Here is a 14,196-nt window from a genome sequence, read left to right as displayed (position 1 = left end):
ATGTATGTGGTGAGGAAGTGTGGTTTGTTCGGTGATTTTTTTTCCAAGCGGAGGAGGGCTTCGGGGTTGGCTGTTGGCTTGTGGGGCTAGGAATGGGGAATAGGGGAAAGAGTCAAGGGGTGTCGATTTGGAAGTATGGGTCAAACCCGTCAAAGCTCACGGTGTTGGCGAACGCTTCATGGTTTGTGATGCGACCTTCAACTACGTAGCCATTGACAGTGAAGGTAAACCACGTCCGGTTCAGAATTAGTCAACCTACAACGCTAACAGTTAGAAAGGATCTCACATTTTCTGTTGTTCACTTGTGAGAGACACAAAAAAGGCGTTAAATTAACACTTTACCCTACCAATTAAGGAACTATGCTATGTGGTATGTCATCTTTTCACAGGACGTTGAGAACTCGTTGGAAAAACGCATGAGCGTTCGCCCACAACACTTGGATCGCTTACAAAAGCTACAAGACGAAGGTCGCCTTCTTACAGCTGGTCCGATGCCTGCGATAGATTCTGACAATCCTGGTGAAGCTGGATTTACGGGCTCAACTGTCATCGCTGAATTCGCCTCTCTAGAGGATGCTAAAGCGTGGGCAGAAGCCGATCCTTACGTAGCGGCTGGTGTTTACGATAATGTAATCGTAAAACCGTTCAAAAAAGTGTTTTAATTTATGAAAAAATTACTGTGTCTTTTCTTGGTATTTGGTGCTCTGGCTGGCTGTTCATCAACCGATGATAATCAGCGCCAACTTGAGCTTATGGCATCAAACCGAGCAGGAGTCTTGTCAGCGGGCCTCCCTTTAGAGTACGGTCCACTGCAAATAATGCGTGTCTCATCCAACAAAAATGTTGTAGAGATGATGATGATTTATAACGATGGCGCACTCGGTGCAAAGCCGTTAAATCAAGTACTGAATACCAGTATCTATACCTACTGCAGCAACCCAGAAGTTCGCAAGCAAATTGATATGGGCTTGATGTATCGTATTAAGGTACGTAATTCTCGCGGTCAGTTGATGGCAGATGAGTTGGTTTCCGCACAGACTTGTACTCAGGTGAAGTAGCTACAGTAATTTTTGTTGCTTTCGGCATGAGACGATGATTCGCTATTATTGGATAATCTGAAAACGAAAGTTAACAATTAAGAATAGAAAAACGGAGACCACAGTCTCCGTTTTTATTTGCTGTAACGATGTGTTATGCCAGCTCAGCACGGAGCTTCTTCGCCGCTGAAACCAGATTTGCCAATGCGGCTTCTGTCTCCTTCCAGTTTCGTGTTTTCAGACCACAATCTGGGTTTACCCACAAACGTTGAGCCGGAATTTTTTCTGCCGCTTTCTTGATTAAACCTTCAATCCATTCTTCCGTAGGAATGTTTGGTGAGTGAATGTCATAAACACCAGGGCCAATTTCGTTCGGGTAATTGAACTCTTCAAATGCTTTCAGCAGCTCCATATTTGAGCGAGATGTTTCAATGGTAATGACGTCCGCATCGAGTGCCGCAACCGAATCAATGATTTCATTGAACTCGCTGTAACACATATGAGTGTGAATCTGAGTTTCTGGTTTTGCACTTGCCGCAGAGACCTTAAACGCATTTACGGCCCATTCTAAGTACGCTTTGTGATCGCGTTTTTTGAGTGGTAAACCTTCTCGAATGGCTGGCTCGTCAATTTGAATGATATTGATGCCTGCATCTTGCAGGTCAGACACCTCATCACGTAGTGCCAAAGCAAGTTGCTGCGCAATTTCTTGACGTGTGATGTCTTCCCGTGGGAACGTCCAACATAAAATCGTTACTGGTCCAGTCAACATGCCTTTCATCTGTTTGCTGGTTAGCGATTGTGCGTACGTCGACCATTCAACTGTGATCGGTTTTTCACGTTCAATGTCAGCAACTACAATGGCAGGTTTCACACAGCGAGAACCATAACTCTGTACCCAACCAAATTTGGTCGTTTGAAAACCCGCCAAGTTCTCAGCGAAGTATTCCACCATGTCGTTACGCTCTGCTTCACCATGAACAAGCACATCTAGGTCGAGCGCCTCTTGACGTTTTACTGCGTCAGCAATATGTCCTTTAAGTGCTTGGATATATTCAGACTCAGATAATTGACCTGTACGATAAGCGCTGCGCTGCACCCGGATTTCACCCGTTTGAGGAAAAGAGCCGATTGTCGTTGTTGGCAACAAAGGCAAGCCCAATACTTCAGCTTGATGCGCAGCACGCTCTGCATAAGGTACGCTGCGCTCGGCAAGTGACGCGGTAATGTTGTTTAAACGCGCTTGTACTTGAGGTTTATTCACATGTGTTGCTGTCTTGCGCGCTTTGATTGGCTGGCTATAGGTATCACAAGCGAGAATCGCATTTTGATCACCATCGAGCGCTCGGCCAAGCAAGGCGACTTCTGCCACTTTTTGTTTTGCAAAGGCAAACCAACTTTTTACTTCTTCGCTCAGTTCTGTTTCCAGTGCTAAATCAACAGGGCTATGTAGCAGAGAACATGAACTGGCAACCCAAAGTTTGTCGCCCAGTTTCTCTTTGACTGGCTGTAGACGCTCGAGTTGGGCACTTAAATCCGAACGCCACACGTTACGACCATTCACAACGCCAGCAGAAAGCACCCACCCCTCCGGTAACTTGGCAACCACATCGTCAAGCTGCTGAGGGGCGGCAGATAAATCGATATGCAAACCATCCACCGGTAGCTCTACAATTTTGTCTTGCGTATCGCTTACGGAGTCAAAGTACGTCGTTAGCAGCACTTTTACATCGCTTCGAATCACTTGGTAGGCTAGCTTAAACGAATCAGCCCATTTGCTTTCTAGCTCCAGTGACAAAATTGGCTCATCAATCTGAACCCACTCAACACCTTGACTTGCTAGCTTTGCCAAAATAGCTTGGTAAGCAGTAAGTAAGCGTGGTAGCAGGGTTAAGCGGTCAAACCCTTCTTCGACCTCTTTGCCCAAGTAAAGGTAACTGACTGGACCAAGCAAAACAGGCTTCACTTGGTGGCCAGCTTGAAGCGCTTCGTTGACTTCTTCAAACAGTTGCGGCCAGCTCACTTCAAACGTATCGTCCTTGCTGAATTCAGGGACAATGTAATGGTAGTTTGTGTTGAACCATTTGGTCATATCCGATGCCGCAGCGCCCGCACAGCTGCAACCCGCCTGAGATTGACCGCGACCCACTTTGAACAACGTATCCAGGTTAGGGAAACCATCAGCGTGACGCTTTGGCACATGACCCAATAGCAACGTGGTCGTCAGTACATGATCGTACCAAGCGAAGTCGCCAGCGGTGGCAAAACTCAGACCAGCATCCGTTTGTGTTTGCCAGTTTTTGGCGCGTAGATCTGCCCCAACCTTTTTAAGCTCAGCTTGATCAATTTCTCCTCGCCAGTATTTCTCCTGAGCGAATTTTAATTCTCTTTTTTCACCAATGCGTGGATAACCTAGTATGTGAGTCGTTGTCGCCATGTCCCTATTCCTTTCTCAATTTTGTTCAATTTGTTTGGATCAGAGCATCTTTCGGTAAAGAATGAGATGTCTGGATGGCTAAACTATCGCTCTCATCTGATATTAGAACAACGTCCATTTATTCAACTTGTTTATTAAAAAAATTCATCATGAAGCGACATGATTCGCAAATAAAAACAACAAATAGACGTCTAGACGTTTACATATCCATTTTTTGTCGTTAAGTTATTTACACGATTGCTATTCTGTTCATAGCGAGCAACAAAGGATGAAAGGAATTCATGATAGAGCTAAAACATTTGCGGACACTCACTTCGCTTCGAGACACTGGCTCTCTAACGGCGACAGCGACCGCTTTGCATCTCACTCAGTCGGCACTGTCTCATCAGATCAAAGATTTGGAGGCGCGAATTGGAGGGCAACTTTTCCTGAGAAAGACTCGTCCGGTGAAGTTCACTTCAGAGGGAGAAATCCTATTGCGTCTTGCAGAAGATATCCTTCCGAAACTCGCAAGAGCAGAAAATGATTTAGCGAGCTTGAAAGAGGACGTCAATGGCCGATTACATATGGCCATTGAATGTCACTCTTGCTTCCAATGGCTAATGCCTGCACTTAGGGAGTACCAACTTGCTTGGCCTAGCGTAACATTGGACTTTTCCTCTGGTTTTGGCTTTGAACCACTCCCAGCTCTATTGGCAGGCGAACTCGTCTCGTTATTACTTCCGATATCCAACCTCGATCTGAAGTCCACTACGAGCCTCTATTCGACTTTGAAATGCGTTTAATTACCGCAACCAACCACCCATTGGCGGAAAAAGAAATTATTGATCCGCAAGATCTCGCAGATCAAACCATGCTCTCTTATCCTGTTCAAAAACAGAGGCTAGACGTCGTAAAACACTTTCTTCAGCCAGCAGGAATAGAACCTGCGAAATGGAAGCAAGCCGACAATACTCTCATGTTAGTTCAGATGGTCTCTGCTGGATTAGGGGTGGCGGCACTACCCAATTGGGCGATTTCTGAATTTTCTCGCCAAGGTCTTATTACCAGTAAACCTTTCGGCCAAGGCTTATGGCGTCGCTTGTTTGCAGCAACGCGTCACTCAGAGAGAGAGAAGCGTTACTTACAAGCTTTTTTCGCAACCGCGAGGCTACAATGTAAAAGCCACCTTGACGGAATCAAGGTGGCTTAAAATATTTGGGTTATGAAAGGCTTAGCGTTGATATGCTTTAAATTGGTTAGTCAATGGATCGTACTGATAACCGAGCATATCAAGCTTGCCGACTACAGACTCTACATCCATCTCATACACTGATACTAACTCGTCAAAACTGTCGCACTCTAAACGTAGCTTTTCGTTGACGATACCTAGCAAAATAGTGCTGTCCAGATTACCTACATTGCTTAAATCCATCGCGACTCTCCTCTTCGACAAGGTATATAAACAAGCGTAGTAGTAATCACGCGAATTTAAAGTGAGTGCGATCTAAAACGTGATCACCTTATACCCAAGCACCAAGAAAGCACTTGGATATAAGCCGTCTAGCTTTGTCTTTAGAATAGAGGTTAAGCCGCGAGAGAGAATAAATCTTGCAGGCTCGTCATCGACGCGAGTGATAGAAACAAGGCAACGCTCAGTTGCACCTTTTCTGGTTTCTTATGCGTAAAAATATGCCAACACCACACAATAATTGAAGAAATTAGCATAGCTAAAGACAGCAAGATTGGCTGTGTTGCAGCGTTCAGTGCAGCTTCATTTAACTGGTAAGAAGCAAACAACGTTGCGATGACTAATAGCATTCCAGACACAATGCCAGTAACTGGTAAAATGCGGTGAAATGCCTGTAATCTGCTGCGAGCTATCGTAAGTAGCAATTGAGAAAATGACGCCCCAAGGAAAAATATCATTAGAGCCATCGCTATCGATGCTGGCCAGCTTGATTGCTCAAATACCTGAATACTTACATACGCAAAGGCCAAACCATTCGCTAAATGCATCGCCCATAGTGGCCCTTTTTCACGCGTTTTCTTGGTTTGAACCTGAGAATAGAAGTAGAAAATAGCAAACACGATCATAAATGCTTCAATGCGAAGTGACGCAACAGCGAGCCACAATACAGCTACTGCAGGCAACATTTTATGAAGACGTCCTCGCTGACCAGGACAAATATCGCCCTTGATTAGAAGCAAAGTCAGTAGCGCTTGTGCGCCAAATAGCATCGGAGGGAAAGTAACCAGCAATTGTTGAATCATGTTGAATGCACGCTCAAAAGTCATTTTGGGGGGCGATAATATCAAATCAACTATCGCCAAACCACCGAAAGTCGGCCCCCAAATGAGCTAAAACGGTAAGACAATTTTATTCACAGAGAAGCAAGATACTTCAACGCGTCTTCCTGCGTTAAAACTCCACGGTACTCTTCTTTGGTATTACACAGTACCCAAGGGAAACGAATCCCGATTTTAACCAACTCTCGAATAACAGAGACAGGTAAATCCTCATCAACCAACACAAATTCGGTGCTCATTATCTGATTAACAGGACGTTTCCAAATTCGGCTTTCTCGTTCAGTTTCTCGCTCTGTTCCCATCGAAGGCGTTAGGTGTAAATTCACCGTCTCTTTCGTAATTAACCCAACACAACGATTTTCATTGAGAACAACTAAAGGCGAGCTTGGATTCAAATTCATGTACTCCACTGCCAAGGAGAGCGGTTCTCCAGGGTCCATAGACCTGACTTGTTCATGGCTCAAAGATTGCAACACATCACTTTGCTTAGACTCAATCGCGATGTCAGAGAACAGATGCTCATAACTGTCCGCTTTATCCATCAAATCGACAGGCACGGCAGCAGAAAATAGAAAGCCCTGCATGTAATCGACACCGATTTCTGCCAATACTTGAAGTTCTTGCTTAGATTCCACGCCTTCAGCAACCACTTTTACATTCATTTGCTGTGCAAGCTCGGTGACCATTTTCACAATGTTATAGCTAGTGCTCCCTTTATGAATGTTCTTGACGAATTTTCGGTCTATTTTCAGTAAATCAAACTGCCCTTTTTCTAGATAAGAAAAAGAAGAATACCCAGTACCGAAGTCATCAATCGCGATCTCAATGCCCTCTTTCCGCACTTCCTCTAGAGCTCGAGTATGCTCCTCATCTTGTTCAAAATACGCGGTTTCTGTTAGCTCGATAGTTACTCGCTTAGGGTCTACACCACTGGCTTTAATCAAATCATGCGACCGCTGAAGGATCTGAAGAGAATCCAATTTCGTATTGAGGGAGCGATTGATGGTCACGCCCACTTCCTCGCCATAAATTTCTTGTAAGCGCGGAAAGTGCTTCAACGCAGCTTGGCAGACCACATCATCAAGTGCCGCTATGAGTTCTAGATCTTCAATAATAGCGATCATCTTTTGCGTACAATACGCATCATTTTCATCATAGAAGCGTGCGAGAGCCTCGAACTTAACCACTCTTCCGGTTTGAACATCGATAATCGGTTGAAAGTAAACGTCCACTAGCCCACTCTCTATTTGTGCCTCCAAAAACGCCTCGAGATGTTGGCGCTTCACTAATTCAGAGTGAAGTTCACTGTCGTAAAAGTTGAAATAGCTGCCTTCACCGGAAATAGAGGACAACATCGCTTGCGCTGCATGTGCTAGCGCTTGTCTTGGTCGGTTCGTATCATAGCCAAGGATTGACACACCAGTTTGGCCTTTAACGATAGTGGCATGCATTTTTGTGCCCATTTCATTTCTAAGCTCATTAAAGAACCCTTTCATGGCAATTTGGATCAAACGAACCGGGCTCAACCATTGACAATGAGGGGTCTGCAAGCATACGACAAACACATCCCGAGATAACTGCCCCGCAATACTGGTGTAGCGACTTCGCATAATAAAATCTGCAAAACCTAATTGCTGTTCAAGCAAGTATCTCTCCGAAAACTTGGGTCTTAGTGTCATAACAATGTTGAGTTCTTTATTTCTGCTTTCATTCGCTAAGGTAGCTAATTGGAGTTCAAATTCTTTCCTCGTCGGTAAAAAGGCAGCCCAATCATGCTGTTGTTCACAACGATTTTTCATCCACAACAACGAAGCAGAAATATCCGTAGAAAATCCGAGATAAAGAATTCGTCCAGAGTGAAACGTAAGTCGGTAAATACAAAGATGATGAGCTTGGTTGCTACCGTTTGCTGTTTTGCTCAGCAAGTTACCACACCAACATCCTTCATCATTAATTTGCTGCCACAGCTGATCATAAAACGCTTGGCTATGGTGAGAGGTACTGAATATATGAGTTTTAAGCCCAACCAGATCTCGGTTTTGATAGCCCATTTGTAACTCAAAGGCACGGTTACAACCTAAGATGCGCGTATCTTCATCGGCAACTAAAACGCCTACATTTGGCAAATCAAAAATCGTTTCGAGGATTTTCGCTAACTCCTCGCAACCAGTGATTGTTAATTGTGGAATGATAGTGCCTTGGATAATGCGCTTATTGAGCCTTTCAAAACTAATAGTAACGTGCACTAAGTTAACGTTTTTTAGCATCATGCAACAAGAAAACCGCCCCCGTCCGCCAAAGAGTTCCACTTCTAGAATTCGTTGTTTTAGCGTTTCTTGTTGCCCCATCAGCATATGATCAAACAAGTTATTTAGGCTGGTTACTGGCGTACTTATCCCAAATGCCTTTGCCATTCCTTGCTGATCACATTCGAACTCGCGAGTATCAATATCGTAAGACCACTCTATAACAGGAGTTAGACTGGAAGTCGTTTGCATTTTTGGATGCACTGTTGTCGTAGATTCACTCATACCCTAGCCCCTTTTTTTGTAATTAGCCCAAGGCTCAAAATTCACAGTCAATTCGCGACATTCCAGTTGGGACCTGCCGATCCTCTTTATAGATAGATTGTGTCAACGATAAGCCTATCGACTTAGAACTATTTCCAGAGCAGCTCAGCCTTTTGCATTTAATATGCACTAATTTGATTATAGGCTTTACCCCACATAAGCACACCATTGCTTATGTTTTGTATTAAGATTGCGACATTTTTCATGAACCGATCTATAACCATGAGGCTTTCAAGGTGAAATTAGACAGAAAATCGCCGATAGAGCATTGATATTTTTACAAACCAAATAAAACTCGATGAACTAAGCTGGAATAGATGAGTTTGTTATAGATACCTGATAATCAAATCGCTATAATTCGCGCTCCCTGGAACAGAGAGCAAAATATGACCAATAACATCACTCCTATTCATGAGTACAAAAAATACTGGGCAGAGTGTTTTGGTACGGCACCTTTCTTGCCGACCAGTCGCAAAGAAATGGATGCCCTAGGATGGGATAGCTGTGACATTATCATTGTAACCGGTGACGCTTATGTGGATCACCCGAGCTTTGGTATGGCTATCATTGGCCGTCTGCTAGAAGCGCAGGGTTTCCGTGTCGGTATCATTGCTCAACCAGAATGGCAAAATAAAGATGCGTTCATGCAACTTGGTAAGCCAAATCTGTTCTTCGGGATCACTGCGGGTAACATGGACTCCATGATCAACCGTTACACCGCGGATAAAAAGCTTCGTCACGATGACGCGTACACACCGAATAACGAAGGTGGTAAACGCCCAGACCGAGCGACTTTGGTTTACTCTCAGCGTTGTCGTGAAGCTTACAAAGAAGTACCTATTGTTTTAGGTGGTATCGAAGCTAGCCTACGCCGTGTGGCACACTACGATTACTGGTCAGATAAAGTTCGCCGTTCTGTACTGTTTGATGCAAAAGCAGACATCCTACTTTTTGGTAACGCAGAGCGCGCACTTGTCGAAGTAGCACATCGCATCGCAAACGGCGAAGACATCAGCACCATGACCAATATTCGTGGTACTGCCGTGAACTTGCCAGCGGCGCCAGAAGGCTACACGGTTATTGATTCTTCTCGCATTGAAAAACCTCGTAAAGAAGCGTTCGTACCAAAGAACCCATACGAAGTAGAAACTCAGTGTGAAACTAAAAAAGACGAGCCAGTTGCACAACCAATCACAATTCGCCCATCACGCCACGATGCTGCGACGACTGCGGTCCGTTTACCTTCGTTTGAAAAGCTAAGAAACGATCGCATTCTTTATGCGCATGCAAGCCGTGTACTGCATTTAGAAACGAACCCGTACTCTGGTCGAGCGTTACTTCAAAGCCATGGTGATCGTGAACTTTGGGTAAACCAAGCGCCAATTCCATTGACGACCGAAGAGATGGACTTTGTGTTTGGCCTGCCTTACGCGCGTGTCCCTCACCCTATGTACGGGAAAGCAAAAATTCCTGCGTACGACATGATCAAGACGTCTGTAAACATCATGCGTGGTTGCTTTGGTGGCTGTTCTTTCTGTTCGATTACCGAGCATGAAGGTCGAATCATTCAAAACCGTTCGAAAGAGTCTATCATCAACGAGATTGAAGAAATTCGGGACAAAGTTCCAGGCTTTACCGGCACAATTTCCGATCTTGGTGGCCCGACTGCAAACATGTACCGCCTGGGCTGTAAAGATCCAAAAGCGGAAGCGAACTGTCGTCGTCCTTCTTGTGTATTCCCGGGCATCTGTAACAAGCTAAACACAGACCACAAACACACGATCGATTTATACCGCGAAGCGCGTAAAGTTGAAGGCGTGAAGAAAGTGATGGTTGCATCTGGCGTACGTTACGACCTTGCGATTGAATCACCAGAATACGTGAAAGAGCTCGTGACTCACCACGTAGGCGGTTACTTGAAGATTGCACCGGAACATACAGAGAAAGGTCCTCTTGATCTAATGATGAAGCCAGGCATGGGTACGTACGATCGCTTTAAAGAGATGTTCGAGAAATACAGTGCAGAAGCAGGCAAGAAGCAGTACTTAATCCCTTATTTTATCTCTGCGCACCCAGGCACAGAAGACGAAGACATGCTGAACCTTGCTCTGTGGCTGAAAAAGAACAACTTCGAATGTGACCAAGTACAAAACTTCTACCCTTCGCCAATGTGTAACGCAACGTCGATGTACTACTCAGAGACAAACCCTCTGAAACGCGTGAAGTACAAAAAACGTGAAGATGTACCTGTAGCAAAAGGTGAACGTCAACGTCGCCTACATAAAGCGCTGTTGCGTTACCACGATCCAGCAAACTGGCCAATGATCCGTGAAGCCCTAGTCAGTATGGGTAAAAAACATTTGATTGGTGACAAACAAGGCTGTCTCGTTCCTGCGGAAGACATTGAAGCACAAACACCTGCGCAACGTCGTAAATCTGGTCGTCACGGGGCAAACCGCTTTGCAACCAAACATACCAAAAACCAACCAGGCTTCGGTGGTCATTTGAACAAACGTTCTGAAGGCGGTTCAAAAGATGGTAAACCATCTGGCAACCGTAACGGTTCGGGTAAAGCTACAGGTGGTCAACGCCCTGCAAGCAACGGCCAACGTCCTAGCGGCAACGGTGCAAACCGCCCGGCAGGTAGCAAGCCGCAAGGCCAAGGTCGCCCACAAGGACAAAGCAAACCAGCTGGTCAACGTAAACCAAAGCGTCGCTAACTCTTTAGCACTTAAATACTAGAAAGGGCTCCAGAGGTAACTCTGGAGCCCTTTTGTTTTGTCGGCTCATTGAGGCATCACTCACAACTAAAACTTTGATTCAATCAATACAAAAAATGGTAAACACCAACCAACTTATTGGAAAAACAAACAATTATTTGATTGACGCAAAACCATAAAAATCTAACTCATTGATTTTTAATTGCTTTATTTTGGTGCGATATTTGCGTAATAGAATAAAACTCTTAAACATGGGCTAACGATGAATAATCCACTTCCCCCAAAAACTTCTATGTTCTGGTATGACAACAGCTATACCTATGAGGAGGCCGTTCAGGCATTTGAAAGCGATGGTACACTGAAATCGCTGAATATCGTTCCAACCACGGAATCCGATGATCTTGCTGGCTCCCCCCCAGAGCGCAGTATGTTTTGGGAGGGAGAAACAAAAAAAATCGATCCGCCACCGCCGTCTGAACCAGAGCCTCTCAATTTAAAAACTGAGAAAGAAGCAACGGAAGCATCACCTGCGCACTTTATCCCAGTCCGCTATGCCATCGATCAGCTAGAAACAGAAGAGACACAACCTTTTGGTTTGCCTGAAGAATGGAAAGGGCAAGGCCCAGCCAAACTCAATACCGTTGGTTACACCCTGCGTCAACTGCGCGACGGTTGGCTGTATGTCTATGATGCAATCAACAAAAGCTTAGACGAATACGAAATCAAAGGAACGCAATTCACGCTCTATAAGTTGGGAGAATCAGAAAGCCCAAAATCAGAGCAGCGTGGGACACCACAAGATGCAAAGCCCTTCCTTACTTACGTCAACGGAAGCGTACTATCGATTTGCTTCTCTGAGCACCGGTGGACATGGCACACGTTCATGCGCGTACTTAACAATCCGAGTAATCATATCGATCGCATGCAAACCATTGTTCTCTCCTCAAACAAGAATCAGCACAACATTGCACCAATAGATAAGTTAACCCAAGTCGCTGATATTGAATCTTCTGCCGTCAATGATGGTCGCTTTGCGGATTCTGGCATCGCCACCAAAGCAGATGAAGAGGGTTCTGTCTTTAAACCTGTCGCAGTCGAAAGCGATTTAACCTCTGCGATTCCAGAAGAAGAATCAGGCTACTTCGTCGCGATAAAAGATTACGCCGCAGACATTCAAGATATGTCACTGCATTTTGTTGGTGCCGCAAGCCCTTACCGCCTTTTCACTGACCAGTTTTCAAACCAATGGAACTTGATGCAGACCGCCATGCAACTGTGTATGTTTGGTGCAAGTGACGAGATAGACATGCCAGCTAGCGTTAAGCGTAACGGCGAAGAGCTGTCGTTTTATACCGACATGGCTGACTATTATGACTCCTCTCACCAACTTGATTTGGCAGAGCAGAACAAAAGCTCAGTTCAGTCCGGCTATCCTGCTAAATTTTCCGCTGGAGCGATTGAATCACACCAACATACCCAAAGTGACATTGCTAAAGCGATACAGGACAAATATCGAATTTCTGCGAGCCGTTTTGGTAAATACGAACAATGGATAGCGACTGAACGCTGGCGTCAGCAGCTCAACTGGAAGCAAATGCTGAGCGAGATGCAAGAGCTGTCAGAACAAAAAGAAACCATGCTAGCCCAAGTGGTTTCGGTCAAACGCGACTTTATTGCTGTAATGGAATCTTTGACACCTCATCATCTTGAGAGAACCTTCGACCTATACAGCGAAGACACGCAGTACAGCTTGTATCAACTGCACAAGCAAGCCGTTGAGTCATTTACTCTGGTGATGCAAGAAGAAGACCGCCAATGGGCTGAAAGCCAATGGGAAAGACCAACCAGTTTACTTGCTCTCTATGCCTCTGGGTTTAGTCGTAGTTTATTTAAAGTGATGGAGAAGAATATTACAGAGGCACTTGATGAACAGTCGATCGTCTCAGAAAATCCTGATCCTGATCCTGATAATCAGTTGATGGACCAGATATCTGATACCAGCAACCGCGTGAATATGTACTCTAAGATCATGGACTTTGTTTCCAACCCAAACACTGCGGAAACAGCCTTTCTCAGGGATATCGCCAAAGGTTTTCAAGAGCTGGATATTATTTTTAAATCTGCAATAGGTGCGCTTGCAAAAGGCGTTGTAGAGTTTGGTGTTAGCATGACCTCACAAGTATCAATTTCGCTGATGCCTGTTTTCGCTAAACCTCTGAACCGTCATAGCTATTATTTATTTGCCGTTATTGCAGAACATATGGCACACAATATGCCCGTAACAATAAAAGAAGGTTACGCTCACGATTTTAAAAAATGGAAAACACGCGTAAATGATTATCTGATTAAGCTCGAAAAAAACGATGCAATCATTGCTGACTTCCAGAAAAATAACCGCAAAGCTGACTCTAAATACACAACAGCTTTAGAAAATAGAAAGACTATTAAGAAGGCTCTCGCTGTAGCTACATTGGAGTACCCGCAGTACATTGAGTTACCTGATGATCTACCTCAAAGAACCATCGAGCTTAGAACGCGGATCGTGATGAATAAGCTCAATGATTTGAATAAACTGTTCGAGAATGCCGGTGGTCTAGGCTTTATGGCATTAGTATTTAACTGCATCGCGCTTGGTGATGCCATGAGCAGTATCCAAGACACAGGGTTAACATCCTCAGATGAATTTTTAGATATTCAGCAAAAGCTTTTTTATACAGCAAACGCTTGGACGGGTATTCGTACGGGTAAGTATTGGGATAAGGTTAAGGGAAGTGACGAACTCAGAGAGCACTCGCTAAAAACTCTAAAAAAGTTAGTAGATCGAAATACAAAAGGCTTTGAAAACCTGATTCTTGATGACTTAAAAGTATTTAATAAATGGCTTGCGATTACAGGGGCTTTAGGAGCGCTGGCTTCAGGTATTGAGGCTTACCGTTCTTGGCAGAGTATCGATAACGTTTATGGCCTCGAAAGCAAATTATATTTAGCGAATACCGTAACACTTGGTTTAACTGGTGCGATTGGTGCGTTTCAGTTCTTAGGAGCCTCTACTGGTACTTTTTCGACTAACTTGCTTTTTGGTGGCCCGGTAACGGCAGCTTTAGTTATTCTTACAGTTACATACTTAGCCATCAATTATAAGT

8 protein-coding genes and 2 pseudogenes are annotated in these 14,196 nt (G+C 44.6%); 6 read left to right on the top strand and 4 right to left on the bottom strand.

What is annotated here, in order from left to right; all coding sequences use genetic code 11:
• Positions 1-118 precede the first annotated feature (118 nt).
• From CAG68_RS08195 to CAG68_RS08185, 3 genes and pseudogenes are all read left to right on the top strand, one after another.
• A pseudogene (locus CAG68_RS08195) lies at positions 119-250 on the top strand (acyl-CoA thioesterase); the annotation flags it as partial.
• Between the two features lie 115 nt (positions 251-365).
• On the top strand, positions 366-662 hold the full coding sequence (locus tag CAG68_RS08190) for a YciI family protein (RefSeq protein ID WP_005376766.1): 297 nt from the start codon (positions 366-368) through the stop codon (positions 660-662).
• 3 nt (positions 663-665) lie between these two features.
• Positions 666-1,058, top strand: coding sequence for a GspS/AspS pilotin family protein (locus tag CAG68_RS08185; protein ID WP_005386726.1), 393 nt, complete (start codon positions 666-668; stop codon positions 1,056-1,058).
• Positions 1,059-1,191: 133 nt separating this feature from the next.
• Here CAG68_RS08185 and metE read toward each other — a convergent pair whose 3' ends face one another.
• Positions 1,192-3,474 (bottom strand): 5-methyltetrahydropteroyltriglutamate--homocysteine S-methyltransferase, encoded by a 2,283-nt coding sequence (metE, locus tag CAG68_RS08180; protein ID WP_086046911.1) that lies wholly within the window; start codon positions 3,472-3,474, stop codon positions 1,192-1,194.
• 281 nt (positions 3,475-3,755) lie between these two features.
• Between metE and CAG68_RS08175 the strand changes: the two are divergent.
• Positions 3,756-4,666: pseudogene (locus CAG68_RS08175) on the top strand (LysR substrate-binding domain-containing protein).
• 21 nt (positions 4,667-4,687) lie between these two features.
• On the opposite strand, the gene CAG68_RS08170 reads toward CAG68_RS08175, so the two are convergent.
• From CAG68_RS08170 to CAG68_RS08160, 3 genes are all read right to left on the bottom strand, one after another.
• Positions 4,688-4,888 carry a DUF4250 domain-containing protein gene (locus tag CAG68_RS08170; RefSeq protein ID WP_005376762.1) on the bottom strand — a complete coding sequence of 67 codons (201 nt, stop codon included), beginning with the start codon at positions 4,886-4,888 and terminating at the stop codon, positions 4,688-4,690.
• 152 nt (positions 4,889-5,040) lie between these two features.
• The gene (locus CAG68_RS08165) at positions 5,041-5,751 is read right to left on the bottom strand and encodes a hypothetical protein (protein ID WP_161440994.1); all 711 of its coding nucleotides are present in this window, start codon (positions 5,749-5,751) and stop codon (positions 5,041-5,043) included.
• 86 nt (positions 5,752-5,837) lie between these two features.
• Positions 5,838-8,294 (bottom strand): sensor domain-containing phosphodiesterase, encoded by a 2,457-nt coding sequence (locus CAG68_RS08160; protein ID WP_086046912.1) that lies wholly within the window; start codon positions 8,292-8,294, stop codon positions 5,838-5,840.
• A 425-nt stretch (positions 8,295-8,719) separates the two neighbouring features.
• On the opposite strand from CAG68_RS08160, the gene CAG68_RS08155 reads away from it, so the two are divergent.
• On the top strand, positions 8,720-11,053 hold the full coding sequence (locus CAG68_RS08155) for a YgiQ family radical SAM protein (RefSeq protein WP_064354146.1): 2,334 nt from the start codon (positions 8,720-8,722) through the stop codon (positions 11,051-11,053).
• A gap of 262 nt (positions 11,054-11,315) precedes the next feature.
• A partial coding sequence (locus CAG68_RS08150) for a T6SS effector BTH_I2691 family protein (protein WP_161440993.1) occupies positions 11,316-14,196 on the top strand: 2,881 nt, incomplete at its 3' end.

The organism is Vibrio sp. V42_P2S4T144 (assembly GCF_009904715.1).
GTDB lineage: Bacteria > Pseudomonadota > Gammaproteobacteria > Enterobacterales > Vibrionaceae > Vibrio > Vibrio alginolyticus.
This window is presented reverse-complemented; position numbering and strand designations above follow the sequence as displayed.